This window comes from Alteromonas sp. G4i35 (assembly GCF_054960375.1).
The window spans coordinates 22,674-49,322 of sequence record NZ_JBHNZD010000002.1; the positions used below are offsets into that span (position 1 = coordinate 22,674).

21 protein-coding genes are annotated in these 26,649 nt (G+C 43.9%); 14 read left to right on the plus strand and 7 right to left on the minus strand.

The annotated features are described in order from the left end of the window. Window positions 1-537: 537 nt before the first annotated feature. The 4 genes from betB to ACFI6L_RS01135 all read left to right on the plus strand — a co-directional run bounded on the left by betB (window position 538) and on the right by ACFI6L_RS01135 (window position 5,924). Window positions 538-2,004 carry a betaine-aldehyde dehydrogenase gene (gene betB / locus ACFI6L_RS01120; RefSeq protein ID WP_462573249.1) on the plus strand — a complete coding sequence of 489 codons (1,467 nt, stop codon included), beginning with the start codon at window positions 538-540 and terminating at the stop codon, window positions 2,002-2,004. A gap of 18 nt (window positions 2,005-2,022) precedes the next feature. Beyond that, entirely contained in the window at window positions 2,023-3,675 is a 1,653-nt protein-coding gene (gene betA, locus ACFI6L_RS01125; protein ID WP_462573250.1) for a choline dehydrogenase, read from the plus strand. Between the two features lie 170 nt (window positions 3,676-3,845). Beyond that, the gene (locus ACFI6L_RS01130; protein ID WP_014950283.1) at window positions 3,846-5,063 is read left to right on the plus strand and encodes a choline transporter; all 1,218 of its coding nucleotides are present in this window, start codon (window positions 3,846-3,848) and stop codon (window positions 5,061-5,063) included. A gap of 138 nt (window positions 5,064-5,201) precedes the next feature. Then, the gene (locus ACFI6L_RS01135) at window positions 5,202-5,924 is read left to right on the plus strand and encodes a TorF family putative porin (RefSeq protein WP_014977124.1); all 723 of its coding nucleotides are present in this window, start codon (window positions 5,202-5,204) and stop codon (window positions 5,922-5,924) included. 118 nt (window positions 5,925-6,042) lie between these two features. Here ACFI6L_RS01135 and rlmF read toward each other — a convergent pair whose 3' ends face one another. Both rlmF and soxR read right to left on the minus strand, forming a co-directional pair. Further along, the gene (rlmF, locus tag ACFI6L_RS01140) at window positions 6,043-7,032 is read right to left on the minus strand and encodes a 23S rRNA (adenine(1618)-N(6))-methyltransferase RlmF (RefSeq protein WP_462573251.1); all 990 of its coding nucleotides are present in this window, start codon (window positions 7,030-7,032) and stop codon (window positions 6,043-6,045) included. A 6-nt stretch (window positions 7,033-7,038) separates the two neighbouring features. Beyond that, a complete protein-coding gene (gene soxR, locus ACFI6L_RS01145; protein WP_462573252.1) occupies window positions 7,039-7,515 on the minus strand; it encodes a redox-sensitive transcriptional activator SoxR in 477 nt (158 codons plus the stop codon). Between the two features lie 106 nt (window positions 7,516-7,621). Between soxR and ACFI6L_RS01150 the strand changes: the two genes are divergently transcribed. Continuing rightward, entirely contained in the window at window positions 7,622-8,002 is a 381-nt protein-coding gene (locus ACFI6L_RS01150; protein ID WP_069944783.1) for a VOC family protein, read from the plus strand. 160 nt (window positions 8,003-8,162) lie between these two features. After that, window positions 8,163-9,506 carry a M24 family metallopeptidase gene (locus ACFI6L_RS01155; RefSeq protein ID WP_462573253.1) on the plus strand — a complete coding sequence of 448 codons (1,344 nt, stop codon included), beginning with the start codon at window positions 8,163-8,165 and terminating at the stop codon, window positions 9,504-9,506. Window positions 9,507-9,710: 204 nt separating this feature from the next. On the opposite strand, the gene ACFI6L_RS01160 is transcribed toward ACFI6L_RS01155, so the two are convergent. From ACFI6L_RS01160 to ACFI6L_RS01170, 3 genes are all read right to left on the minus strand, one after another. Continuing rightward, window positions 9,711-10,178: a hypothetical protein gene (locus ACFI6L_RS01160; RefSeq protein ID WP_014950289.1), complete on the minus strand. Its 468-nt coding sequence runs from the start codon at window positions 10,176-10,178 to the stop codon at window positions 9,711-9,713. Between the two features lie 319 nt (window positions 10,179-10,497). After that, complete coding sequence (locus tag ACFI6L_RS01165; protein WP_014950290.1) at window positions 10,498-11,610, minus strand: hypothetical protein; 1,113 nt, start codon at window positions 11,608-11,610, stop codon at window positions 10,498-10,500. A 185-nt stretch (window positions 11,611-11,795) separates the two neighbouring features. Then, a complete protein-coding gene (locus ACFI6L_RS01170; RefSeq protein ID WP_462573254.1) occupies window positions 11,796-12,596 on the minus strand; it encodes a PaaX family transcriptional regulator in 801 nt (266 codons plus the stop codon). Between the two features lie 249 nt (window positions 12,597-12,845). On the opposite strand from ACFI6L_RS01170, the gene ACFI6L_RS01175 reads away from it, so the two are divergent. After that, window positions 12,846-14,528 (plus strand): acyl-CoA dehydrogenase family protein, encoded by a 1,683-nt coding sequence (locus ACFI6L_RS01175; RefSeq protein WP_462573255.1) that lies wholly within the window; start codon window positions 12,846-12,848, stop codon window positions 14,526-14,528. Window positions 14,529-14,840: 312 nt separating this feature from the next. Here the strand turns inward: ACFI6L_RS01175 and ACFI6L_RS01180 are convergent, their stop codons facing one another. Next, complete coding sequence (locus ACFI6L_RS01180; protein WP_462573256.1) at window positions 14,841-15,392, minus strand: DsrE family protein; 552 nt, start codon at window positions 15,390-15,392, stop codon at window positions 14,841-14,843. Window positions 15,393-15,394: 2 nt separating this feature from the next. Continuing rightward, window positions 15,395-16,471, minus strand: coding sequence for an NHL repeat-containing protein (locus tag ACFI6L_RS01185; RefSeq protein ID WP_462573257.1), 1,077 nt, complete (start codon window positions 16,469-16,471; stop codon window positions 15,395-15,397). 252 nt (window positions 16,472-16,723) lie between these two features. Here ACFI6L_RS01185 and ACFI6L_RS01190 point away from each other — a divergent pair, with 252 nt between their 5' ends. From ACFI6L_RS01190 to ACFI6L_RS01220, 7 genes are all read left to right on the plus strand, one after another. Next, window positions 16,724-17,299 (plus strand): DUF4136 domain-containing protein, encoded by a 576-nt coding sequence (locus ACFI6L_RS01190; RefSeq protein WP_044583890.1) that lies wholly within the window; start codon window positions 16,724-16,726, stop codon window positions 17,297-17,299. Window positions 17,300-17,474: 175 nt separating this feature from the next. Next, window positions 17,475-18,134 carry a hypothetical protein gene (locus tag ACFI6L_RS01195; protein WP_287498450.1) on the plus strand — a complete coding sequence of 220 codons (660 nt, stop codon included), beginning with the start codon at window positions 17,475-17,477 and terminating at the stop codon, window positions 18,132-18,134. A 169-nt stretch (window positions 18,135-18,303) separates the two neighbouring features. Continuing rightward, complete coding sequence (locus tag ACFI6L_RS01200) at window positions 18,304-20,289, plus strand: class I adenylate cyclase (protein ID WP_462573258.1); 1,986 nt, start codon at window positions 18,304-18,306, stop codon at window positions 20,287-20,289. Window positions 20,290-20,451: 162 nt separating this feature from the next. Further along, window positions 20,452-20,844 carry a BlaI/MecI/CopY family transcriptional regulator gene (locus ACFI6L_RS01205; protein WP_014950296.1) on the plus strand — a complete coding sequence of 131 codons (393 nt, stop codon included), beginning with the start codon at window positions 20,452-20,454 and terminating at the stop codon, window positions 20,842-20,844. Next, window positions 20,837-22,078, plus strand: coding sequence for a M56 family metallopeptidase (locus tag ACFI6L_RS01210; RefSeq protein WP_342325294.1), 1,242 nt, complete (start codon window positions 20,837-20,839; stop codon window positions 22,076-22,078). The genes ACFI6L_RS01205 and ACFI6L_RS01210 overlap by 8 nt, the downstream gene beginning before the upstream one ends. A 306-nt stretch (window positions 22,079-22,384) precedes the next feature. Then, window positions 22,385-22,975, plus strand: a complete 591-nt coding sequence (locus ACFI6L_RS01215; RefSeq protein WP_462573259.1) for a DUF2780 domain-containing protein — start codon at window positions 22,385-22,387, stop codon at window positions 22,973-22,975. Window positions 22,976-23,120: 145 nt separating this feature from the next. Beyond that, window positions 23,121-26,618 carry a DUF748 domain-containing protein gene (locus ACFI6L_RS01220; RefSeq protein WP_462573260.1) on the plus strand — a complete coding sequence of 1,166 codons (3,498 nt, stop codon included), beginning with the start codon at window positions 23,121-23,123 and terminating at the stop codon, window positions 26,616-26,618. The last annotated feature ends 31 nt before the right edge of the window (window positions 26,619-26,649 follow it).

The window sequence follows — 26,649 nt, forward strand, 5'->3', positions numbered from 1 at the left end:
TCAAGATTAACCCTTACCTCCAACTCAATTAGTTTCAGTTAAACATTTCCGCACCTTTAATTGGTCAATCAAAAGTGAATTAAGCATGGGGATAGCTAATTCTTTATATATTTAATGTTTGCACTTTTACTATTTAAAATCATTTAGTTACCAGAAAATTTCGCAGGTTACTCCTTACCATTCCGCTTCTGTAACAATGCTCACAAGTTGAAACAATAGTTAGAACACTATACAATTTATTTTTATTGAACGACCAATTAAAATAAAAGCATCAGTAAAAAGACGTTCGACATTACGTTTTTAAACCTTCAATAATGCGTATTTGGCGTAGTAGGTAATGATGTTTTTTACAGGGTGACTTTTACAAAGCGAAAGTGTTCTATTCGAGCAAGTCAACAACTCAATAGAGAAAATAGTTTCAACACTATTCATCATTTTGAAACTATTTCTACGTATTAGGTATTCGTAATAGAAGTTAATTCGCAGTACCCGCAAATTGGCGAAAGTTTTAGTCCTTTTAAAAGTAGGAGTTTATGCATGTCATTACCGACTTATCAGAATTTCATTCACGGCAAGCCGATGGCAAACAAAAGCAAAGAAACCTTTGCTGTAACCAACCCCGCAACCGGTGAGGTAATTTACCACGTAGAAGTGGCTGATGAGTTTATTCAACAAGAAGCAATTAAAAGCGCTAAAGAAGGTTTTTCAGTGTGGTCAGCAATGATGCCAATTGAAAGAACCCGCATTCTTAATAAAGCGGTTGCATTGCTTCGTGAGCGTAATGACGAACTCGCTAAACTTGAAGTACTCGATACCGGTAAGCCTATTCAAGAAGCCGACTGTGTTGATATTGAAACTGGCGCTGATGTCATTGAGTACTATGCCGGCCTAGCTCCTACTCAACTAGGTACCCAGCAACCTGTGGGTGGCGATTTCTTCTACACGCGCAAAGAAGCGCTAGGTATCTGTGCCGGTATTGGCGCATGGAACTACCCTATTCAAATCGCTTGCTGGAAATCAGGCCCCGCCCTTGCCGCAGGTAATGCGTTTATATTTAAGCCGTCAGAAGAAACCCCGATGGGTGCGCTTAAACTGGCTGAAATTTTCATCGAAGCTGGCGTACCTGACGGCGTATTTAATGTGGTTCAAGGCGCAGCACAAGTAGGCCAGTGGCTTACAAACAGCCCTGACATAGAGAAAGTATCGTTTACTGGTGAAGTAGGCACAGGTAAAAAAGTGATGCAAAGCGCCGCTGCGTCGAACTTAAAAGACGTGACAATGGAGCTTGGCGGTAAGTCACCGCTTGTGGTATTCGAAGATGCCGACATTAGCCAAGCTATCAGCGCCGCTATGCTTGGTAATTTTTATACCCAAGGTGAAATCTGCACTAACTGCACCCGTGTTTACGTTCAACGTTCTGTTTATCAAGCCTTTATTGATGAGCTTAAAGCCCGTACCGAAAACAACATTGTTGTGGGCGATCCACTTGACCCCAACGTAAACCTGGGCGCACTTATTTCTAAAAAGCACCAAGAGCTGGTACTTGGCTATATTGCCAAAGGAAAAGAAGAAGGCGCAACGCTATTAACCGGCGGGAACGCTGCCTCTCCGGCATCTGCGCCAAATGGCTATTTTGTTGAGCCAACAATTTTCACTGACTGCACTGACGATATGACTATCGTTAAAGAAGAGATCTTCGGACCAGTAATGAGCGTGTTAGTTTTCGATGATGAAGACGAAGTGATCGCACGCGCGAATGACACTGAGCTAGGTTTAGCTGCCGGTGTATTTAGTAAGGATATCCAGCGCGCGCACCGCGTTATCCACCAACTTCAAGCCGGTATTTGCTGGATAAATGCATATGGTAACTCTCCGGCTGAAATGCCTGTAGGCGGCTACAAACAGTCTGGCATTGGACGTGAAAACGGCGTTGAAACGCTTAATAGCTACACACAGACCAAATCGGTTTATGTAGGTATGAGCCAAATTGAGAGCCCGTTTTAAGCCGCAGTAGGAGTACATATGCAGACATTTGATTACATTATTGTTGGAGCTGGTTCTGCCGGCTGCGTGCTAGCGAACCGCTTATCAGAAAACCCAAAGCACGAGGTGTTGCTACTGGAAACCGGTGGCTCAGATAAAAGCATTTTCATCAAGATGCCAACGGCGCTGTCTATTCCTATGAATACCGACAAGTATGCGTGGCAATTCAACACTGAAAAAGAACCCTATTTAAACAACCGTGAAATGCACTGCCCGCGCGGTAAAGTGTTGGGCGGCTCGTCATCCATTAACGGAATGGTATACGTACGCGGCCACGCTAAAGACTTTGATGAATGGGAAGCTCACGGCGCAGAGGGCTGGAATTATCAGGCGTGCCTACCCTATTTCCAAAAAGCTGAAACCTGGTACAAAGGTAACGACGCTTACCGAGGTGGCAATGGTGAACTCGGCGTTAACAACGGTAACGAAATGAAGAATCCGCTTTATACGGCCTTCATTAAAGCCGGCGAACAGGCGGGCTACGATATCACTAGCGATTACAATGGTAAGCAGCAAGAAGGCTTCGGCCCTATGCATATGACCGTTAAAGATGGTGTACGCAGTTCGGCAAGCCGTGAATATCTTGACCCGATAAAATCGCGTAAGAATTTAACTATAGTGACTGGCGCGCTGGTTACTAAAGTCGTGCTGGAAGATAAAGTCGCAAAAGGCGTTGAATATGTAGTTAACGGTAAAGCCGAAACTGCCGCCGCATCTCACGAAGTGATTTTAAGTGCCGGCTCTATTGGCTCACCACATATCCTGCAACTTTCTGGAATTGGCGACAAAGATATTCTTGAAAAAGCAGGTGTCGATGTTAAGCACCACCTGCCGGGTGTGGGTCAAAACCTGCAAGATCATTTGGAATTTTATTTCCAGTACAAGTGCAAACAGCCAATTACGTTAAATCGCAAACTGGGCTTAATTTCAAAAGGGTTGATCGGCGCTCGCTGGTTGCTAAACCGTTCTGGGTTAGGCGCTACGAATCACTTTGAATCTTGCGCCTTCATTCGCTCGAAAGCAGACGTAGAGTGGCCTGACATTCAGTACCACTTCTTGCCTGCCGCTATTCGATACGACGGAAAGTCCGCGTTTGATGGCGATGGCTTTCAAGTGCACGTAGGTCACAACAAACCTAAAAGTAGAGGTAGCGTAACCCTTCAGTCGGCTAACCCGACGGTTCCACCTAAAATTTTGTTTAACTATTTGCAGCATCCAGATGATATCGAAGGGTTTAGAGCGTGCGTAAGACTTACACGAGAAATCATCGCACAGTCAGCATTCGACGACTTCAGAGACGGCGAAATTCAGCCTGGCGAGCACATTCAGACGGATGAAGAAATAGACGCTTTTGTGCGTGAAGCCGTTGAGAGCGCTTACCATCCATCATGCTCTTGCAAAATGGGTGAAGATGAGATGGCAGTGGTAGATTCTCAAACCAATGTTCATGGCATAGAAGGATTGCGAGTGGTGGATTCTTCTATCTTCCCCACAATTCCAAACGGAAACCTAAATGCGCCAACCATCATGGTGGCGGAAAAGGCGGCAGACATCATTCTGGGTAAACCCGCTTTGCCACCACAAAATGTGCCCGTGGATATTCACCCGCATTGGCAAACAGAGCAACGCTAGATTTTTAAACTATCTCGCACCAGTGTGCTTGTTGTTAAAACAAGCGCACCTTCCACAGTGCCTACATGCCGCCTTTAATATAAGGCTTTAATGTGTAGTTGGGTGGACTGTTTGATAACGAAAAAAAGGAAAAAACATGTTTCATTTTTATCAATATTGGGAGGGTGATAATGACAGTATGGCTTAGTGCAGGCATTATTTTCACTCTACTTTCTGTAGCCTATATTTTGTTTAAATGGGGCAACATGAAAGTGGTCGGCGTAACGCCAGTTAGAACCTTTACCTTTATTGCCATTCTCTTTACCTCAGGTTTGGACGTGGGCCTTATTATGTTCCCGCTCACTGAATTTGCTGGTTATGCTGACATAAGCGCAAGTCCTGAATATGCCTTCACCAATCCGCTCGCCATTGAGTTTGGGTTCTGGGGATTCTTAATTTGGGGATTCTACTTTCTTACTTGTTTTTATTTCTGCGTAATCGAACCGAAAGTAAAGTTCTTCGAGCTTCCCGTTGTTAAGTTCGTAAACAACGTTGTAATCATCGGAACCTGTGCTTTCACGGCGTTTCTATTACTGTCTAACCTTCCGTGGTATTTACCGTCGATAGGCGACGGAGAATCTGTCGTGCCTGCGTTCTACCTGATTGTGTTTGCAGCCATTGCTTTTGCCGTATATTCGAGCACTAGCATTAAATACGTGCGTATTTTAAGCCTTACAACCACATGGGTATTCATCGCCCTCATTGTTGGCATGTGGGCGGCAGCATTTGTATTTGGTGAAAGTGAGATAACGGCTTACTTTACCAACCTAGGTCTTATTGGTGGGTACTTTGCGAACATCGATAACTTCGTATTACCCATTAATGAGTATCACGAGTTCTATCTATTCTGGTGGTTCAGCTGGAGCATCATGATTGGTCAGTTTACGTCTCGTTTCGTGGGCGGTCTTAAAACTTATCAAGTCATGTTGGCTATGATGGTCATTCCATCTATTCCGATTGCGGCTTGGTTTTCAGTACTGTACCACTATCACAGTGCAGGTATTCCTACTGAGGGGATAACCAATTTAGCCATGGTGTGTGTGGGTGTCGTCTTTGTGATCAACTCACTTGATTCACTGATTAGACTTTACACAGATAATCTAAACATGACCGTTGAACGCATCGGTAAAGGCAATTACATTGCTCTCAATATCGTGGCGCTTTCGCTACTCACGCTGCTGTTCAAACTAGACTTCTTGCAAATTCAGTGGGTGGGTGCGTTAGTTATCGCTATCTTCTTTAGCTGCTTTGCTTTCATTCTAAGTCAGAAGTTTAAATCGGTTACGGCCATCAAAACATCGCCGAAAGAAAACAAAATCGACTTTACCAAGATAGAAAATCTCAACTAATTAAATCAATCACTTCTTACCTCATTAACATTGGCTCACTTTGAGCCAATGGGGGTAAGTGTTGCCCGAAACCGGCGTAAAAGCGCATTAACTAGAAAGCGGGCCAAATAAAACAACGATAAAAACAGGTGTTTAACAATGAAAAATTTGAATTCTTTTTTTACATCCACGCATATTTTCACAGTGGCTATTGTCGCAGCGTTATATTCTTCAGCTTCATTCGCTGATTGGAGCGCCAATATCTCTGCGGTTTCAGATTATACCTTCAACGGCGTTAGCCAAACGCAAAACGACCCTGCACTACAAGGCGGTGTTGATAAAGCATTTGATAACGGCACTTATGCAGGCACGTGGGCATCTAATGTAGATTTTGGTGGCGATACAAACCTTGAATGGGATTTTTACGTGGGTCGTTACCAAATGCTAACCGAAACGGTGAGTTTGGACTACGGCATCGCTTATTACTCTTATCACGGTGGCGATGATTCAAGTGATGGCAATTACCCAGAGGTGTATACCAAGTTTGGTTATGCCAGTGACTACGGTAGCTCAGAACTAAACTTCTGGTACACGTGGGATTACTTTGGAACCGGCGCAAAACACGCTATCGCAATGGTAGCTCATACCTTTGAACTCGCACCCAACCATCATTTACGTGCAAGCTTTGACGTATCTAACTCACTAGACAGTGACAAGTGGCTGTGGAATGGTGATGACACCTCTTTCTACCACTACCGTTTGGCTTACCAAACGAGTTATGAAGGGTTCGATTTCGAAATTGCTGCTGAAAACACAAATCTTGATTTTGATACCGCCGATGAGCGCATTGTGTTTGGTGTATCAAAAACCTTCAGCTTCTAAACGTTGAATTGGAAAGTGGTTCTTCAGAACAAGAACCACTTTTCTTAGCAAATGCTATGCGTGCTCGCACTATGCTGCTTCAACTGTACTCGGTCAATTTAACTTAGCGATACGACGGTTAAAAAGTCCACGCAACAAAACGACTCAATTTACTTCCCTGTCCCATATCAATCACTTTACACTGCGCAGCACCGTAATAATCAATACTGGTTTTAATTGGTTTCAAATGGGCACTCTTCGACACCAAGCAGGTGAACCATTCTACATTGTCTTTTACAGAGACACTCTCTTTAACCATGCGCTGAATAAAGGCAAGTTCACCGCCTTCGCACCACAGTTCATTCGCTTGGCCCGCAAAATTCAAGTTTGCGTCCTTACCTTGGTAAGCGGCATTTTTACCTTGTAGCTTGGATGTACGATGCCCAAAACCTTGCTCACGATTATCGGTGAACTTCGCACCACTTCGTTTCTGTTTATTGCGGATTAAATTAGATGTCTTCCTTCGCGTGCCTGACAGTGCCTCTTGCGCAGACTTATGAAACGGAGGATTGCACATAGTAAACGTAAATCGTTCATTTGCTTCAATCACGCCGTTGAAAATACTTGCTCTATTCAATTGTTTACGCACTTGGAACTTATGGGCTAACACACTGTTTTTACTAGCAATAGCTTTAGCACTTTTTACTGCGACGTCGTCAACATCACTCCCTACGAACGACCAGTCATAGGATGTAACGCCGATAATAGGATAGATAGCATTTGCGCCCACGCCTATATCAAGCCCACGAACGTTTTGATCTTTCCCCTGTTGACTCTGCTCACCCTGCGCACTGCTGCTCGTTGATTTTAATAAATCAGCAATACCGTGGATATAATCTGCTCTTCCAGGTACTGGGGGGCATAAGTAGCCATCAGGAATATCCCAATATTCAAGGCGGTAGTAGTGATGAAGTAAGGCCGCATTAAGCACCTTCACCGCTTTTGGGCTGGTGAAATCTATACTGGTATTGCCGCTTTTAGCACGAACGAGAAAAGACTTGAGCGCTGGGTATGTCTGGCACAGCGTATCCATAGGATAGCCGTTCTTGTGAAGATTTTTTGGGTGCATGAAGCGCTACTTTTTGTGTGAAACTAAGAACTGGGATTGCACGTTTTCATCGAGCAACTGGGCACCGCTACCTTGGGCTGCCACTTTATCGTCGGTATTGTAAAGCCTACAGCGGTCTAATGACAAACACCCACAGCCAATACAGCCTTCTAACGACGTCTTCAAACTGGTCAGCGCTGAAATTTTTGCTTCGATATGCTGATTAAACACCGTGCTTAATTTTGCCCAATCAGCTTGTGTTGGCGTTCTGTTGTCTGGAAGTGTAGACAACAGACTCTTTATCTCAGTAAGGGAATACCCCATATTTTGCGCAATCAAAATAAAGGAAACTCTGCGAATGACTGAGCGAGGAAATGCTCTATTTCCGCCATTTGTGCGCACAGAAGGAATTAGTCCTTCGTTGGCATAATAGCGAATTAATGAAACAGCATTGCCAGTACGTTTAGCAATAAAGCCAATGCTTACCATAGGTTCTGGTGCCATAACGCCCCTTTTCCAATTTCGAAATAGCGGTAAAAAAACGCTTGATCTAAAGTTAGCTTTAGATATTAAGCTGTTTTTCGTTGATTATCTACACAAGGAAAAACACATGACAACTGCATACTTAGAGCACGCGAATATCACTGTTGAAAACCCAGATGAGCTAGCCAGCTTACTTTGTACGCTATTTGGTTGGAAAGTACGGTGGAGCGGCGGCGCCAAAAATGACGGCTACACGGTGCACGTAGGAAACGATAAAGACTACCTAGCCCTTTACAGACCTAAAGCTATCAATGATATTGAAAGCGATTATAAAACCCTCGCCAATATCAACCATATCGGTATTGTTGTGCCTAATTTAGACGAAACAGAGCAGCGGGTTCTGGCACTAAATTTCAATACTTTTAGCCATGGCGATTATGAACCAGGTAGACGCTTTTATTTCATGGCTCAGCAAAACATAGAGATTGAAGTCGTTTCATATAACTAGGGCTATTAAGTGATACACCTAGCTGAACTTTCAATTTTAGTGTTAGATTAACCTTACCTCACTCGTGCGCGTTTTACTTTATATCTTTGTTTGCTAAGTTTGTTTACTAAAAATGAACGCGCACTGTGATCATTTTAATAATAATAGACAGGAAACATGGATGAGAAAGTTACTAGCGGTAAGTTTAGGTTTAGTAATGTTATCCCTATCGGCAAACGCATGGGCGAATAACATTCTTAGTATGAAACAGCGAAGCGAGCTGATTGATAAGATCACCGTTGAACGCTTCAATTCTGTGCTGCCCCAAATTATGGAGCGTGAAGGCATCGACATGTGGGTGTTAATGTCCCGGGAATACAACGAAGATCCCGTTTTAAAAACCATGTTACCTTCTACTTGGATTTCCGCACGACGTCATACCATGTTAGTCATTTATAACCCCGGCAATGGTCAACCGCTAGAACGTTTGGCTGTTGCAAGATATGCGGTAGGGTCACTATTTAAAAAAGCGTGGGATAAGGAAGCACAACCCGACCAGTGGAAGGCATTGAAACACGTTATCGAAGCCCGGAATCCCGTTAAAATTGCAATTAATACGTCTGATTCATTTGCGCTCGCTGATGGCATGACCTCTACCGAACACGATAAATTTATGGCCGTACTTCCTGAAGCGCTGAAAAGCCGCGTTGTAAGTGGCGAAAGACTCTCAATCGGTTGGCTGGAAACGCGCAGTGACCTTGAAATGCAATATTATCCGGTACTTACTCAAATTGGTCATTCACTAATAGCAACGGCATTTTCAAATGAAGTTATAACCCCTAACGTGACAACTACAGACGATGTGGTGTGGTGGCTGCGTGATCAAACGCGCGCTTTAGGGCTGACCAACTGGTTTCATCCTACTGTCTCAATTCAACGTAAAGACAGTGAAGTCTTCGACCAAATTACCGCATTTAGCAAGCGTCCTGGTGAAAACATCATTCGGCCGGGCGATCTCATTCATGTCGATTTCGGCATTACTTACCTTCGACTTAATACTGATCAACAGCAGCATGCTTACGTGTTAAAGCCTGGTGAAAAAGACGCGCCAGCTTCACTTAAGGAAGCACTTAAATCTGGAAACCAGTTGCAGGACATTCTGACCGGTAATTTTAAAGTAGGCAGAACAGGTAACACTATTTTGAGTATGTCGCGGCAGCAGGCTATCGAACAAAGCATTACGCCCGCTATTTACACCCACCCGCTTGGTTTTCATGGGCACGCAGCGGGTCCAACGATAGGAATGTGGGATGCACAGGAAGGAGTACCAGTTCAAGGTGACTATCCAGTGTTTGCACAAACGGCTTATTCGATAGAACTCAATGCAGCAAGCTTTATTAAAGAGTGGAACAAAGAAATTAGAATTATGCTGGAAGAAGATGCATTTTTTGACGGTCAGTCAGTAACCTATTTAGATGGCAGGCAAACTGAGTTTCATTTGATTCATTCAGATGAAAACCAATAACTATGGGTGGAGCGTTACGCCTATTTTAAGACCCATACGAAATGAAAAAACTGAACGGTGCGGCTAAAGGTTGGCCGATGCGAGAAGACTTACGTAGAATTAAATCAAGCGAAGCGTAAAGTGTCAGGCCTTTCGCCCTTTCAAGCGAAAGGCCATGAAACTGTACTAAATATTAGCAGTAGGTTGCTATCCTAAAACGCAGTCTTATTCAGCAGCAGTGCGAACAACTACGTTCTCTGCACTGTATTCGCGAACAAAATCAGACATTGTTTTGTGGTTACAAATAATGTTCTCACCTTCCAAACCAAACTTCGCTAGTGCCGCTTCTTTACCTACTGAAAGCGCTTCTAGACAAGCCTGTGACGCAACATCTTGGTTTTTAGCAACAAGTGCTACAGTTTTCGCGTTTTCAGTCGCCTTGTTGTTTTTGTACATGTAAGCAAAAGTGCGAAGTGATTCGCCGTTGCAACGTACAGATGCACTGAACTCTTCTGCATTAAAACCTTTTGAACGGATAAGACGCAATGCAGGACCAAAACCATCTTCAGCAGCAGTTAAACATGCTTGTGTTTCGATGTTGTCGTTAATTGGCTTTAGTACGACATCTTTTGCAAAAGATTGAGTGGCAGCAACAGATAATGTTAGAGCAATAGCGAAAGTAGACAGTTTCATTTTTGAATTCCTATTTTGTAACTAAATTAGATATCACCTGAGTGATGAATACATTATGAACAATACTTTCAAAAAATAAAGCATTTTTCGTAATTTAATTACATAAATAGCGAATTAAACAGACAGATCACGACAAAACTGAAAGTTATTTACAAAAACCAACATATTTTATATAAAATTTTACATATAAGTCTTTTTAGTTACAGAATGACTTCAGAAGGAATATAAAAAAGCGCGCATGAAATTGCTTTCAGCGCGCCTAGCCTTGTGAACGATATGAAATAAAATCGAACAGTAGAGTAATCTTAAAAGTTTAAACCTATAAAATCAGATCATGCATCCAATTTAGTGAAGGCAACTGCTGCTCTGGTTGGTAAAAGAGTCGATTTAGTCTACCTAATAAATTAACCGAACGGCTGGGATCGTGTGCTTTAACCCTATGCTCACTTTCGGTTAGCATGAACTCCCAAGGCTGAAGATTAAGTTCGTCTACTTCTTCCTGCCTAACGCCCAGTGATTGCAATGTTGACAAAATTCGCTCCGTTTTACTTTCGGCAATAGGAATAATTTCGTTGCCGTATAAATCATCGAGCGGCGCATTGATAGCTTCTAACGTGTGATTTATTGCTGCCCACACTTCATCGTGGTCAAACGCCCAGCCTCGCGGAGCATAGTACCCCTCTATTTCCCACTCAAACTCTGCGTTGCTTACAGCAATAGAGCTTTCTGCTTCAGGAGAATAAGCTAGATCAGGTTTAGCGCCAATGTTGTAGGCGTCTACACTCATGGCGACGCAAATTATCAAATCACCACAATGTTGCTTGTTTGTGTAAAGCGCTTCAAATGCTGCCCGCTTAACCCCCATCCAACCGTGTACTCTTGAGGGTTGTTCAACAAAGTGTCTTACATCATCGGGTAAGTCTTCGCCATAGGCATTGATGAGCAAAGGAAGCGGATTTTGATCTGGCGCTTCATCTGGCATCCACACTTCGTATTCTTGTCGGTTGTCAGCTTTTCCGCGACTTTTAATTCCGAACGACAAATTCACAGGGCGGCAAATACTTCTATCTTCATCCACTTTGTGAAAATACTCAGAACGCATACGTTTAATAAATGGCGCGTCTAGCCCAGCCAACGCTGCCGTTGGGTAGCGATAGCCTATTTCACTATGCTCAACCATATGTAACGTGGGAATAGCCTGTGTCAGCTTATTCTTCAAACCCGACAACGCATGAACTTTAGGCAGTACAATGCTTCTCTCTGGCTCTATGGTAAGCCGACTTCCATCTTCGGTTACGAACTTTGGCGTTTTATGAAATTCATACCCCGTAAACCCCAAGGTATCTACAGCGGCGTTTCGATACTGAGAAAGCTCATTGAAAAGCGCTGTATGATTGCGAATATGCTTAAATAACGGTCTTGATGCGGTCATCTTCTCTCCATTTACGCTACTTCCATTAGAGCTAATTACACTTAGCGTTCTATGCGGCCAAATAATTACTTACCGTCTCATCTTTCTGACTGTTCTCACACAATACATCTATATGTGAAATTTACGCTCAACTGTGTGTAACGTATCTGTAACCCTCTTTTTGAGCTGTTTGCCTTTAATCTCGCTTAGTTTTGATTTAAAAAGCGGTGCCAAATTTGTGCGCCGGCATCATCGTACCGTTTTACTAGATTACGGTAGCGCTCACGCATTGCTACATCTGCAAGTGGCGATGGCAATAAGGGGTCAAACACCAAATGGTATAACGCCCTGTCTCCTATCACATAAGATTCTTTGGTTGCTTCTTCAAGGGGTAAAGACGTTAATCGAGTAAGAGATTCCTCTATTTCGATGCATCCGTCTTTATAAAGTGCCTCTAGGTTTAGGTGGCTCCATAATCCCATCGCCCTGCTGTGTGATTTAGTGTCAAAGTCGCTGGCACTAAACACGAGCGCCTTTCTCGATAGACCAAGTGTGTAAAGTTTGTCTCTTACTTCGCCTGCTCCGCCTGAGAAATTGTTCGGTCTGAGGTAAACGTCGTTTGTCAGCTTTCTCATCCCCAAAAGCTTCAGCGCTCGTTCATTATTTCTGAGCTGCTTTTTATCACTTTTAGGAAGCGTGCTGGTTTGAGCGACAACCCAATCGTTTTGCCAGGGTACAAGCCCATCCTCATCCTCTCGCCACTGATGAATTTCCTTTGCAAAACGAATGCCTTTGTCGCCCAGCTTGTAAAAACCGCGTTCAACTAAGGTAATAAGCTGTGCAGACTGTAAACGCGTGAGCGTTACCCGAATGTTATTTTCAGAAATACCAAACAGCGCCCCTACGCGAACAGCTGCGCTGGCATTCATTTGAATATTGTCACGGGAGCCCAATAGCTTTAGCAGTAGCTTTCTTGCATTGGGCTTTTTCTGTTTTTCTAATTGCAAACTCTATTTACTTCTTTGTCTCAGATAGGACGTAATTTTAATTAAAATATAAGTTGGCTTAAGGCCAAACATATACGCATTCATCATTATATAAACACGCGCCGCGCACAAACATTACATTAAATACCAATTTACAACTATTAATGTAATGTTTTAAGGTAGTACTTGGAGATAGTGCTTTAACGTAGCCCTTTAAAGTAAAAGCCCATTTCAAGGGTACACCTTGTATATTCACCAAGTGGAAATGCCATGACTTCATCAAATCGATTTGTTACGCACGTTGTAGAAAACCAACCCACCATTTCCATGCCCTACAATTTGTGGCGTGATGACACCTTACTGCGCGTGTTAGTCGATCAGCATTTGCCATCATCCCACCAGCATGACGAAGGGTTATTAGGCCAGTATGGTCAAATCGCGGGGGATGCACTTATGGCTCACGGAGAGCTTGCTAATAAGAATAAGCCAACTCTCCACACATTCGACCGCTATGGCCGCCGCATTGACGATGTTGAATTTCATCCCAGCTATCACGCGCTTATGGAAAGTGCGATGCAGCACAATGTACACAACTATTCGTGGAAGCACGAAGGCATCGAAGGCGCACACACCTTCAGGGCAGCGCTAATGTATATGCATTATCAGGCAGAGTCTGGCACGTCTTGCCCGCTGACTATGACTCACGCAGCTATTCCGGCTATGCGGTATGGAAAGCAGCTGCCACCCGTATACCTAGAGAAAACCATTAATGGTGTTTATGATCCTCGTTCCCTGCCAGCTAGTCAGAAACATGGACTGACTATTGGTATGGGGATGACTGAGAAACAAGGTGGGTCGGATGTTAGGCGTAATACCACTACAGCGGTTAAACAGGCTGATGGAAGTTACCATATCGTAGGGCATAAATTCTTTTTCTCAGCCCCCATGTGCGACGCTCATCTTATACTTGCGCAAGCGGAAGGCGGACTAAGCTGTTTTTTACTACCAAGGTTGTTGGAAAATGGTGCACTCAATAACGTGCGAATTCAGCGTTTGAAAGACAAGCTGGGTGACTGGAGCAATGCATCGTCTGAAGTTGAATTTCAGGAAGCCACGGCATATTTGATTGGCGAAGAAGGCCGTGGTGTGCCGGTGATCATAGATATGGTGTCGCTTACGCGGTTAGACTGTATGATTGGCTCATCAGCACTTATGCGACAATCACTGATTCACGCCTTACACCACGTAAGTCATCGCGACGCATTCGGCAAGACCTTAGTCAATCAGCCTTTAATGCAAAATGTGTTGGCAGACCTCACCATTGAATGTGCGGCTGCTACTGCACTCACTATGCGCGTTGCCAAAGCGGTTGATAGTGCATCGAGCAATAATCATGAAGCTGCACTGGCAAGGCTGGCCACCGCCATTGGAAAATACTGGGTTTGTAAACGCACGCCTATGTTTGTTAACGAAGCTCAAGAGTGTTTAGGCGGTATTGGTTACGTTGAAGAAAACCCCATGCCACGATACTATCGCCAAGCGCCTCTGAACTCTATTTGGGAAGGAAGCGGAAACGTACAATGTTTAGATGTACTGCGCGCACTCGCCAAAGAGCCCAATGTTAAAGAGGCTTTGTTTAGCGAGCTTAAAACACAAGCAGGCAAAAACAAGCACTATGATATTCATCTTAGTAAGCTATTCGACGAGCTATCAAACACGCAGAATATGGAAACGCGCAGCCGATATTTAACAGAACAACTGGCGCTAGCGCTACAAGCATGTTCACTTCTTGCTACGTCACTTAATAACGACAACGCCCTTATCGACATTGCCCACACCTTCTGTGAATCAAGGCTTGGCAATGCATGTGGTTTTGCCTTAGGTACATTACCCGACACCACGCCGTTTGAGAAAATTATTGCCTTTGGGCAGGTATCGTCTAGGGCCTGTTGACATTTGGTGTACGAATTTTGGTCTAAATGGAAGCCTTTTAATCGCGAAACAGTCCTGCAAGCCTAGCGGGCTAAGTTAAAGGACTGTGACAAAGAGTAAAAGGCTTCCATAACGACCCCTTCGGGCAGCGCCTTTGTGCCATCCTGCGTTGAATGTTCTCGATTTAGAACCACTAAACCGTCAAACATTCGCCTTGTCTAGATGGCACACAGACCGCTGCAAAAATGTACAGCAAAGGTCAACAGGCCCTATCTAGACAATGCACAGAAGCTATAGTTAAGCTCCTGTGCGCAAGAGGAATTAACTCACAACTTAAAAAGGGTTAACCGAATACCCTTTTTGTGCCAGGCGCGCGTGGGCTGTCATGGCTGACAAATCCATTTTCACTCCGTCTATCAACGCACTTTTTTCAACGCCATGGGCAGCGGCAGACTGCCCACACACTATTACGTCTACACCTTTCTCCATCAACGCTACAAGTAGCGTTTCGTTTCCATTAGGTAAGCCCTTACGCTCTTTGAAGTTTGCAGTTTTAAGCACTTCTTCTGTGGCAGAGCCGTGAACGACAAGCGCAAGCGAAAGATTTTCCTGCTTAACGCCGTTGGCTACGTGCATATTGATAAACCGTGCCAGCGACTCAAACTTGCGGTTTACCTCACTAGGGCTTGCCGCTTTGGCTACGTCAAACGCAACCTTGAACGTCTGATTTTCAGGAAAACTTACGCCCTCAACATGAGCATGCTTGCCGAAAGTGTCAAACACAGGGCCATAATCAAAATCTGATTTAGCTGAAGCTTGCCCGGCTACTAAGAGTGCTGCTGCAAACCCCAGTGACGCGCTGCCAATCCCTTTTGTGATGCTCATTGCTAATTCCTCGAACTGTAACGCGCAGGTAGCGCTGTCTTATACACTTCAAATGTCATGTCGCTAACATCACTACCCGCATCTTGTATTTTGCTATTGGTATAGTAAAGCGCATTGTTGTAGATACTAAAGGTATCAGCCCAATTCACCACATCACCTTTCACAAGGGTGCGAAGGTCTAGACTTGGCGTGAGGTACTGTACTTCTTGCTTTTCCAGGTCAGCTAAATAAACATTACCTTGATGAAAAATCATGCCATCTGGTGCGCCTGTCGTCGCTACTTTTCGCACTTTTTCTGCCAACACGTCGTTTGACGATTTCTCGATGTCAGATGTGTTGATGGTATACAGCGAATAACCAGACAATGCGTGAAAATATAGTGTGTCGTTTAACGTATCTAGCGCGATCCCGTCAGACTGAACAGGCATAGTAAAGGGTTTGCCCTGAATACTTAACGCATCGACTTCAGCTTTAGTGGTTTTATGGTTATCTAAAATACGATAGCTGGTATTGTCATCAAGGTTATATACCACTAAACCCGCGTGAGCCGAGTCGGTCATATAAATGCGATTCGTTTTTTCGTCTACTCGCAAGTCATTAATGTACGAATCAGGATGGTAAGCGTCTTCGCTAAGTATCAAGGTTCCTTCTATCTCGTTTGAGGCTAAATCAACAACAAATAAGCGAGGTGCATCCACTACACCTTTAAACTTAGGGTTTCGGGTGTCCAACACATACAGCTTATCCTTGTGCGCAACCACTGACTGCACCGCTAAAAAGCAGTCTTTTCTTACTTCGCTTTGTGCCACACATTCATTTGTTTGGCTATTAGGGTAAGCGACAAATTCTCCGGTGTCGGTAACCTGAGCTACGGAAAAGCGAACGCCGTCACGCCAGTTGGGCGCATTCACAAATACACGACCATCATTACTTACCGTAACACCGGTAATTTGCGTGCCCTTTATGTCACCCACTAATTCAACATTCGCGTCTGGTGAATGTTGCGCGATTGCATTTACAGAAAAAAGTGCGGCGACACTCGTGGCAAGTACCCCTTGTTTTATACGCTTTGTATTCATGTCCTTTTACCTTTAATTAGTGGCTTCGCTTGTCAGCACACACCACAAAGCGGTGCGCATTAACAAAACTGAATGGAATAAAGCATACGGTCTTATTGTGAATGTGGAACACCTTTTAGCGGCTTATCTATACAGGCTGACGAAAATCAAGTGGTGAAACTAGCTTTACCACTTATGAGATCCAAAACACGCTATGCTTTCGTTTAAGTTAAGATCTAACAAACTTTACTGAAAATTATGCACAGCAGTATGATGAAAAAACGTGAAACTGGTTTAATGCAAAAGGCAAAGTATTTGAAACAAGTGCTACTTTTAACAGCATGCATGGTCGTGGTTGCCGCATGCAGTAGCAGTAAGCCTCAGGTAAATATGGATGAAACACAAAACTTTGCCGATATTAAAACGTTCTATATTCAGCCTCCTCTAAACCCAATCAACGCAACGCTGGCCAATCACCTTTCCTCAGCCATTACCCAGCGCCTCATTGAGAAAGGTCTCACCCCATCTTCAGAGGAGGACGCCGATATCGCGGTGGGATACCTACCTTCCACCACCACTAAAGAGGATGGCACCACCTTGAATCTAGGGCTGGGCACCGGAAGTTACGGTCGCTCTGGCGGCATTTCATTGGGCAGCATTTTTAGCATTCCGGTTGGAGAGCAAACCACGCTTCAACAAGGGCTTCAAATTGACATGGTTAAAGACGGTACATTTGTTTACAGCGCGTCGGGAGCGGTAGAGCTGGAGTCGAAAGACAGTATCAGCATTCAAAATAAACTTGATGAACTCGTCATCAAGCTCCTTGAGCAATATCCGTCTAACAGATAGCTCACACCTGGGTCACCAATAAGAACCGACTTCTTCGCTAAGGGCTCGCAAGAGCCCTTACTCCATAAAAACTCTTCATAACGATGAACTTGGCGCTGATTTTGCGTATGAATGCCTATATTAGGTCCCCCACTTTTATGCCCCACGCTATGAAGTGAGCTACACAGAGTCAGAAATGGATACCATATACAGCCACTTGTCATCTTCACCTTCACTATTCAATTACTTGGGCGACACAGCAAATGCCCAAAACGCACTTCAAGATGTTGTAGAAAAATCCAAGCAGGCTAATGCTCTCGGTGATGCGTTCAGTGCGTTTAATGGTGAACTACAGGGCAATCAAATTGACACATATCTTGAAAAAATAGAAAGCGGCGAGGCCTCACTCAACGGCAACACAATTGCAAACTACCTCGATTTTAATCGGCAAAAGCTTGCCTCGGAATTAAGTGATTTAGCGGCAAAACTTGGTATTTCAGACGATACAAAGCTAACAGTGAGTAAAGGTGAGCTGGTGATTGAAAGCAGTCAGGGCGAACAAGAGTTTGATAAAACCACGTTGCGCCTACAACAGTACCTAGAAAAGGACACCAACCTTACGTCACTTATTCAACAAACATCTCGTCTGTCTCAGTTTAAAGAATGGGGAGATGCCACGTCATTTGCATCAACACTACAAGAGAAAGGCACTGACGAAGCGACTATCCAGTCATTTTTAAAAGAAGCTCGCACGTCAGTGACGTCTGACAATACGCTGATATTCAATAAAAACGGGTTCGGCTTTTCTGCCGATGGTAAAACTGATGCGCTAATTGATGCATTTGAGAAGCAGTAAGAGCAATCTTACAAAGTGAATAAGTCTCTATTCATTACCTCCCTCTTACACGAGAGCAGATAAGTACGGAATATCACAAATTAAGAATCACTTTTTCTGTGCGAAATTAGAGGAAGTCGACGCGAAATAACGCTATGCTTGGCTGCATGATGAAGTGCAGATTGACATAATGGCAGCGCAACAGCCGCTTTCCGTTCAGCAAAACCTTACCATTAGGTTATTGCGCGTATTGCGATACAACAAAGCACGTATTGAGCGTGCACTTACGCTCATGCCTGAAAAGCACAGGCCGCTTTTTCATGTGCTTCCCTTTCTTGTACATGTTAACCACGAAGCCCTTCCAGGATATGTGGCCCCACTCACCTCGGGTGAAACCGTTCCATTTGGTATCAACAATTACTCGTTTAGACCTGATGTAGAACAAGCTTTGCAGCGCTGTTTTCCTGCACAGAGTCACTTGTTTTCAGACATTAAGCAAATTTGGCCAAGACAGCGGGCGGTTGATGCACTGGTTTTAATGGGTAGCGTGGGGACTATTGCTCAGACTGACGACTCAGACTTTGATTTTTGGGTGTGTATTGACGGTAAACGTTTTTCGACGACTGAGCTGACTTTACTTCAACAAAAGCTAACAGCCATTGAAAAATGGGCGGATAACACCTTTGGTATTGAAGTGCATTTCTTTTTATCTGAGATAGATAAAGTTAAGCAAAACGATTTTGGCGTCGCTGAAGGTGAAAGCGCGGGCTCGGCGCAAGCCATGTTTCTAAAAGCTGAGTTTTACAACACCAATATAGTAGTAGCAGGCAAAGCGCCGTTTTGGTGGCTTACTCCAGAGAAAACAACAGAGAAGCAGTATCAGGCTATTTACAATAGTTTGGAAAAAGGCGGCTCACCAGACGTAGACTGGTTCATGGACTTGGGTCACCTAGAGCGACTAGACGCAAGCGAACTTTTTGGCGCCGCCATCTGGCAATTAGGCAAAGCCATGGACTCGCCATTCAAGTCCGTATTAAAAATGGCAAAGCTTGAAGTATACCTTGCCAATATCTCTCACGGACAACCACTGTGCAACCTTTTGAAAAAGCATGTACACCGCGGTGCTGAAGCTCCAGGGCATGTTGCAGATATCGACCCCTACGCACTCATGTTTGACGAACTCATCGCTCATTACAAAGCCAATGGTCAGGCGGAAGATATTGCTGTATTGCAGCAGTGTTTATATTTGAAATGTGGGTGTACATTGAGCCACCCGCTTGTAGAAGGTGAGCAAGCGAATTTCAAACGCAAAATTATGGCCTCGTACGCAAAACAGTGGGGGTGGAGCCGCAAACTACTTGCCCACTTGGATAACCAACAAGATTGGACATTCAATGAACGTGTGCAGCTGAGCCGTCGAATTCACCGCTTTTTATTAAAGTGTTATCGCCGCATCTCCAAAGAGATTAGTCACCATCAACAGGTGATGGATCAAAAAGACATGACCGTTCTAGGTCGCCGATTAAGTACCTATTACGCTAAAAAGCCGGATAAAATTGAGTTTTTGCGACGCGCTTTTGACGAAAGCCTTTACTGTGAAAAGATCACCATTGCTATGCGTCAGCTCAAAAATGGTGATGAAGTATGGTCAGCTTATGCTGGTGATTTACTGAGTAAATCGGGCATTATCGACGATTCACAAAAAGTTACTCAAGCGGCTAGCGCCATTGCACTGATGGTCTGGCTTGTGTCGAGCAAAATAATAGATACAAACAGTAAGGTTTATCTCGATTACAATTACGGTGAAGTGAGCGAACTAGACTTGAACGATTTGCTTAAGCATTTGTGCAAGTATTTTCCTCCAGTCAAAGTGTCGTCACTACCGCGTAATGACTTGCTGGCGCCAGAACGCATAACCGCATGTTTTGCCATTGTGAACTTCCCCACCCTACGCCAAAAAGCCACGGTAGAGAATGTATCCATCCTTTATACGACGTCTTGGGGTGAAACCTTTTTGAGACACGGCAGCGACGTGCTGGATACGCTGTGGTACGACTTACAAGAAGTAACCCCAAAGCCGCCGTGCTATGTAATGGTGCCACGTGGAAATCAACAAGCACGAATACTCGGCGAGTTCTTAGAAGCTAACGAGCTTAATTTCACCGTTTTATACTGATACACCCAACGTAACGCTTTCAAAGAAGCGCCAAGCGTAGTACTCCATCTCACACTATCTCTCCGTTTAAAAAACATGCAGAAAAAGCTTGCGCTTTAGAATTACAAGTGTAATCTAAAAACATGGACTACAAATGTAATCAAAATAAAAGACGTCGTAATTATGAGTAAAATGTCAGACAAACCCGAAATTTCAAACGCTGAATTTGAAGTGCTGGACGTACTGTGGGACGACCATCCTGCCACGTCGAACGAGGTTATTGCGCGACTTAATGACAAAAAAGACTGGCACGAAAAAACCGTCAAAACCTTGTTAGGCCGCTTGGTAAAAAAAGAAGTGTTAGGGTTTGAAAAGCAGCAGCGCCAGTATCTTTATTATCCACTGATTGCTAAAGAAGACTATACAAAAAAAGAAACCACAAGTTTTGTTAGCCGACTGTTTAAAGGCAAGATCGCCCCTATGGTCGCTGGTTTTGCAAATCAAAACTCGTTATCTAAACAAGATGTGGACGAGCTCAAAGCCCTTATCAAGAAATGGGAAGAAAACAATGATTGATTGGATTATTGCTCAGCAGGGTGTTTTGTCGCTAGCGCTTGTTTTACTCATGGTGTGCGAACACTTTTTCACTAATAAAATTGGGGCTTCGCTTACCTATAAGCTATGGGCGCTGATACCAGCTTGCCTCATAGTCAACAACCTTCCAATGTCGCTGGTTAACATTCCATCGAATAGCTTTGCTCGCTATGTGGTTGGCGTTAAGCCCACATTAGACACCGTTGAGTTCGAAACCTGGTTTACTGTATGGGCAATTGGCGTAAGCGCAATTACAGCCTATGTCTTAGCGCATCATCTTAAAATATGGGCATCGATAGGAAAGCGCCACGCTATCCACACCAATGCCTACTATTCCAGCAAAGCTACCACACCTATGCTATTTGGTTTTATCTTGCCAAAGGTGCTTATTCCCTTCTCATTTAAAAGTGCATTTTCGATTCAACAACAAGCACTGGTATTAGAGCACGAGAATGTGCATCGCAAACATTACGATCACCTGTGGAACGCGTTAGCGCTGGTTATCGCTATTGTATTTTGGTTCAACCCACTAGTTTGGCTTGCGCTAAAACCCTTCAGAATTAATCAAGAACTGGCTTGTGATCACGCAGTACTGAAAGACAAGACAGACAACGAAAAACTTACCTATGCAAAAGCACTCGTGCAGTGTGCCGAGCATGGTTCAGACGCCCTGCACTTTACACGCGGGCTTTACCCAACCTTTGGAGAAAAAAGGACTATGATCAAACGTTTAAACGCGATAAAGCAACCTATGCGTAACAATAAGGTACTGGCTGCAGGCGTACTTTCAATTGCCGCCATGCTCACCATCAACACGGCTTTAGCCAATGCGCCAGTAGCAGAGACCAAATCTGAAGCTAAGATTAACCAGGCATCGCCGGTTAAACGCGTTCCACCAAGCTATCCAGAAAAAGCAGCACAGCAAAATGTTGAAGGTTTCGTTGTACTCTCCTTCGATATTACTGAAACGGGCGCTACAGATAATGTAAAAGTAGTAAAATCAGTGCCTGCTGGCGTGTTTGATAAAAGCGCAAAAGTTGCCCTGAAACAATGGGAATACAAGCCTCGTATTCAAGGTGGCAAAGGCGTGAGGCAGACCGGCCTTCTGGTGCAGCTAGACTATCAGCTTGGTGCCTCTCTTGATACGGCGAGTGTTGAAAAGAACGCTTCCCCTGATGTAGAGCGTATAATCGTTCCACCCAAACAGAGCAAGTAAGCCCCAAAATTGTCAGAATACTAAAAGGAGCGTATCGCTCCTTTTAGTGTTTTGTCTAATTGACTTAGTTCCTGCCTGCTGCACACTACCACTCGATCACCCAAGTCTCTTATAAAATGTAAAGTGCCTTTACAATTTCTATAGAGAATTTACGACCTCACTACGTTAGAATGTGAGTATTCACACACCTGAAAACTTCTAATTTATGGAAGGTTTAAATAGTCGATAGCGCAATTGCTACGGTTATTTTCAATCATGTTACTCCAGATGGGCTTTCGCTGCTGGTGTACAAAAAGGAAATCTATAATGAATCGTATCGTTTTAGCACCTACAGTGCTTGCCCTTACTTTTTTTACTACTTGTGCTAATGCCAATATTGATCAGCTTAAAGGTCTGTTAGGCGGTAAGAAAGCGGAATCGACAGTAACTTCCAGTAGCCTAACTGAAATGGCAACCAGCGCAGCATCTAATATCGACTTGGCTAGCTTAGTGAGTTCAGTTGCAGGTAACCTTAACGTGTCTGAAAACCAATCAGAAGGTGGCATAGCGTCAATTATGAACTATGTACAAGGCAACCTTTCAGGCGCTGATTACGCCCAGTTGGCAAGCAGCATTCCAGGTATTGATAGCCTGCTTGAAGATGTTCCCTCTCTTAGTGGTAACTCAGCAGCAAGCTCAAGCTCTTCACTATCAGGCTTACTCAATAAGGCCTCTGAGTACAGCTCTACACTTAAATCGGTAAACGACTTAAAGCAACAATTTGAAGCGCTAGGCCTTTCAACCGATATGATTGCCAGCTTTGTCACTCAAATCAGCTCGTATTTAAATGTAAAAGCAGATGAAGAAACACAGGCGTTGTTTAAATCTGGCCTAGATAATTTGCTAACCGCTCTGTAACCTGTCTAAGGCGTATTAATTCTCTTCTACAATCCAAATTAATACGCTTTAACTTTTTTGCAGGGGCTTTTAGCTTGGTGAAATAGCAACTCCTGTTTATCTTTTTACACTCAAATACACAGCCTAATCGCCTATGCAAAATGCAATGTCTCGGTTTTCTACGAAGCCCAAATGGTTTCGACTATCCACTTATCTTGTTCTCATCTACCTTACTTACGCGCTTCTTATCGGCGTAGTTACGCCTGCGGTATTAAAGGCAAAGTTACCCAACATAGTGAAAGAAAACACTGGAAGAGATGCTGCTGTTGAAGATATTGCAATCAACCCTTTCTTGCTAAAAATAGAAGTGACTAATTTTGTTATCTATCCAAATATGCACTCTTCAAATGAAAGCGAAGATAACGTCGTAATCCTGAACCAAGAAAATCATTTTTTTAGCGTAGGCAATGTTTCGCTGGACGTTGGATTCTGGCAATCACTTTTCACCTTCACTCCTGCCATTGAATCGCTGACCATAAGCAAGCCTTTTATTTCTGTTGCTCGTTTAAACGAAAATGATGACGAACAAACCTTTAACTTCTCTGACATTCTTACCCACGTAGAGAAACGCAGTACAAAAGCACCTGAAGAGCCTAATGACACTAGCGAAGGGCAAATTCCCCGAATTACGTTACGTGATTTTGCACTTAACGAAGGGCGAGTGGTTATTGAAGACAAGGTGACCAACACCCTACTTGATTACCCAGAATTGAGCGTTGACTTGCAAGATTTGGATACTCACGCTTTGATCAGTTCAACCAGTGTTGGCAACAAAAACGCTAACCCTAAAAGCGATAAAAGTGAGAGTGATCAATCAAAAGGTAAGTTAGCGTTCAACCAATATCAATTTAACTTGCTCACCGCAGAGAAAGGTAACATCGCCATTGATGGCGAGTTTCAATTATCTCCACTAAAAGTTACGACAGACATCACGATAAACGATGTAGCGCTTACGCCGCTTTGGTCACTTTCGAAAGATTTGATAGAAGCAGATTTAGTAAACGGCAAGGTTAACTTAAGCTTACATGCTGAAGTTTTTGAACAAGATACAGCCTTCCAGTTTATTCTAGAGCGTGGCGAATTTGGTGTTAACAACCTTGTGTTTAACGCTGATTCTTCGCCAGCCACAACAGGCACCGCCAAGAGTTCGCAAGAGATCATTGCCATACCCGCGTTTGCCATACACGATATAAACGTAAACGCATTAGAACAGCAAGTTAGCATTGCTGAAGTTGCTTTTGACAACGTTCGAGTGTCGGCCCTATTTGACAAGTCAGGGCTTGATTTACAGCGTCTGTTTACCCCAAAAAGCCTAGCGGCAGATGCTACATCAGCTAACGCTAACCCCCGCGCAGCGCAAGAAGGAAATAGCGCAGCGCATATAGGTAATAGCACAGCGCATACAAGTAATAGCGCAGCGCAAAAGGGAAATAGTGAAACAGAAGATGAGGATGTTTCTAACGTAGCAACCGACAGCACAGAAGAACTCGCACATGACACTTCGTGGTATGTTGAGCTTCATCAATTTGCATTTAATGACGGTAGCATTGACCTTTTAGAGCGTAGCGTAAGTGACGGTACTTACTACCGCATCAGCAACCTCAATATTAAAAGCGGAAAAGTCACTACTGACTTCTCTAAACCTATTTCCTACACCACCAGTATACATATCTCTGCCGACCCACAGACGTTTAGCGATGCACCTAACGGTGTGCTAAGCAGCAGCGGCCAAATAGTTATTGCCGAACAAACCATAAAGGGCAAAGCAGCGATTGAGCAACTGGTGCTAAGTCAGTTCCAGCAGTACGTTTCTCCCCACGCAAATGTGACCCTTGAAGATGGGCTATTTAATTTAAACGTTGAGTTTGATGGGGCATTTAACAACGCCGCTGATAAAGAAAATATCGACTCACTAAACGTTAAGGCGAGTACTAGCATTAATAATTTAAGTGTACTGGATGACGCCAGCTCTCCCCTACTACAGTGGCAGTCCTTAAATGTAGACAACATCGAATTTGACCACGCATCGAACCAGCTACGCGTAGACAACATTCACCTACAAGCGCCATTTGCACGACTTATTATTGATGAAGCTAAACAGACCAATGTGAGCAAGCTGATTGTCGCTTCATCAGACAAGTCCGCTAACAGTGAAAGTGCCAGCGAAACTGGCAGCGCAACCACGTCGAAAGCATCAAACGCAAACGTGCCTGCGGGCACTACAGCTGAGCCTTCACAAGCCAACGAATTGGCCATTGCCGTGAACACCATATCAATAGAAAACGGCAAAGCGTACTTTGCTGACCATTCATTAACGCCAAAATTTGCGTCTGCTATAGAAAGTTTAAATGGCAAAGTATTGGGAATTGACTCTCGCTCAACTTCCCCTGCCAATGTTGATATCACCGGAAAGATAGACAACTATGCTCCGGTCAAACTAGCAGGCACTATTCACCCATTAAAAGATGATATAGACCTTGATTTAGATTTTTCAGTCAAAGGCGCTGAGCTCACTTCAGTTAACCCCTACTCAGGCACCTACATGGGCTATTACATTGACAAAGGCTTGCTGTCTTTGGCTGTGCAATACAAACTGAATGGTAAAGCGTTGGAAGGTAAGAACCGTGTGGTTATCGACCAATTAACGTTAGGCAAGAAATCGAATTCTGAGCAGGCATTGAGTTTACCACTTGGGCTTGCCATTGCGTTATTAGAAGACAGAAACGGCGTTATCGATTTGGGTTTGGATGTGTCTGGCGATATCGATAGTCCGGACTTCAGTTTCGGCTCCATTATCCTCAATGCTATTGGCAATATTATAACCAAAGCAGTTACTGCACCGTTTTCGCTACTTGCGAACCTGGTTGGCAGTGACGACGAACTCGACAACGTTGAGTTTGGGTTTGGAGAGCATTCGCTCAATGCGGACGCTCAAGAAAAACTGAATACCCTTGCCAAAGCCCTTAAAAAACGTCCAGGACTTAGGGTTAATATCGAAGGTACTGTCAACGCCATGTCTGATGCAAGTGCCCTAGCGCAACGTCAGTTGAACACTACACTTTTAACAAGAAGCGGCTATGCTGATGCATCTGCAACTACCGGCAACGTTAGTACTAACGAAAAATATCTTGCTGGCGGTGAAAATGAAAGTTCCAACACCCTTGGCAGAGTACAGCGCGACTCAATAAGTGGCAGTAGTATCCCACTGGAAGGCCCTTTAGCCGATGCGCTTTTATCCTACTATGTTGAGGTATTTACACCTGATCTTAATCAAGAATATGAAAACATGGTGGCACAGCTTTACCCTGAACTCACAAATTCAGACAATGAACAGAGCCAAAAGAGTGCTGATAACAATAAGGAAGTCATTAACGAAGAAAGTGTAAACCGAGCATTAAGCATTGCCCGATACAACAAACTACGTAACAACATTGATATCCCTGAAAGTGACTTAATTCTTCTGGCTGACGCGCGCAGTAAAGCGGTAAAAGGTTATTTGGCAAATGAAGCCGAAGTTGAAACGAATCGCCTATTTTTGCTAAATACTCAGCACGACTTACATACCGAATTTAGCGGTGTGGAATTAACGTTAGAAGCGAAGTAATGAACGGGTTGGCTTGAAAATAAAACCCTAT

Excerpts from the sequence above, each read along its gene's own strand:
- ACFI6L_RS01195 (WP_287498450.1), top strand. The coding sequence starts at position 17,475 with ATGGATACCATATACAGCCACTTGTCATCTTCACCTTCACTATTCAAT.
- ACFI6L_RS01155 (WP_462573253.1), top strand. The coding sequence starts at position 8,163 with ATGAGAAAGTTACTAGCGGTAAGTTTAGGTTTAGTAATGTTATCCCTA.
- ACFI6L_RS01215 (WP_462573259.1), top strand. The coding sequence starts at position 22,385 with ATGAATCGTATCGTTTTAGCACCTACAGTGCTTGCCCTTACTTTTTTT.
- ACFI6L_RS01150 (WP_069944783.1), top strand. The coding sequence starts at position 7,622 with ATGACAACTGCATACTTAGAGCACGCGAATATCACTGTTGAAAACCCA.
- ACFI6L_RS01210 (WP_342325294.1), top strand. The coding sequence starts at position 20,837 with ATGATTGATTGGATTATTGCTCAGCAGGGTGTTTTGTCGCTAGCGCTT.
- ACFI6L_RS01190 (WP_044583890.1), top strand. The coding sequence starts at position 16,724 with ATGAAAAAACGTGAAACTGGTTTAATGCAAAAGGCAAAGTATTTGAAA.
- ACFI6L_RS01160 (WP_014950289.1), bottom strand. The coding sequence starts at position 10,178 with ATGAAACTGTCTACTTTCGCTATTGCTCTAACATTATCTGTTGCTGCC.
- betB (WP_462573249.1), top strand. The coding sequence starts at position 538 with ATGTCATTACCGACTTATCAGAATTTCATTCACGGCAAGCCGATGGCA.
- ACFI6L_RS01180 (WP_462573256.1), bottom strand. The coding sequence starts at position 15,392 with ATGAGCATCACAAAAGGGATTGGCAGCGCGTCACTGGGGTTTGCAGCA.
- ACFI6L_RS01200 (WP_462573258.1), top strand. The coding sequence starts at position 18,304 with ATGGCAGCGCAACAGCCGCTTTCCGTTCAGCAAAACCTTACCATTAGG.
- ACFI6L_RS01135 (WP_014977124.1), top strand. The coding sequence starts at position 5,202 with ATGAAAAATTTGAATTCTTTTTTTACATCCACGCATATTTTCACAGTG.
- ACFI6L_RS01185 (WP_462573257.1), bottom strand. The coding sequence starts at position 16,471 with ATGAATACAAAGCGTATAAAACAAGGGGTACTTGCCACGAGTGTCGCC.
- ACFI6L_RS01220 (WP_462573260.1), top strand. The coding sequence starts at position 23,121 with ATGTCTCGGTTTTCTACGAAGCCCAAATGGTTTCGACTATCCACTTAT.
- ACFI6L_RS01165 (WP_014950290.1), bottom strand. The coding sequence starts at position 11,610 with ATGACCGCATCAAGACCGTTATTTAAGCATATTCGCAATCATACAGCG.
- ACFI6L_RS01130 (WP_014950283.1), top strand. The coding sequence starts at position 3,846 with ATGACAGTATGGCTTAGTGCAGGCATTATTTTCACTCTACTTTCTGTA.
- soxR (WP_462573252.1), bottom strand. The coding sequence starts at position 7,515 with ATGGCACCAGAACCTATGGTAAGCATTGGCTTTATTGCTAAACGTACT.
- ACFI6L_RS01205 (WP_014950296.1), top strand. The coding sequence starts at position 20,452 with ATGAGTAAAATGTCAGACAAACCCGAAATTTCAAACGCTGAATTTGAA.
- rlmF (WP_462573251.1), bottom strand. The coding sequence starts at position 7,032 with ATGCACCCAAAAAATCTTCACAAGAACGGCTATCCTATGGATACGCTG.
- betA (WP_462573250.1), top strand. The coding sequence starts at position 2,023 with ATGCAGACATTTGATTACATTATTGTTGGAGCTGGTTCTGCCGGCTGC.
- ACFI6L_RS01175 (WP_462573255.1), top strand. The coding sequence starts at position 12,846 with ATGACTTCATCAAATCGATTTGTTACGCACGTTGTAGAAAACCAACCC.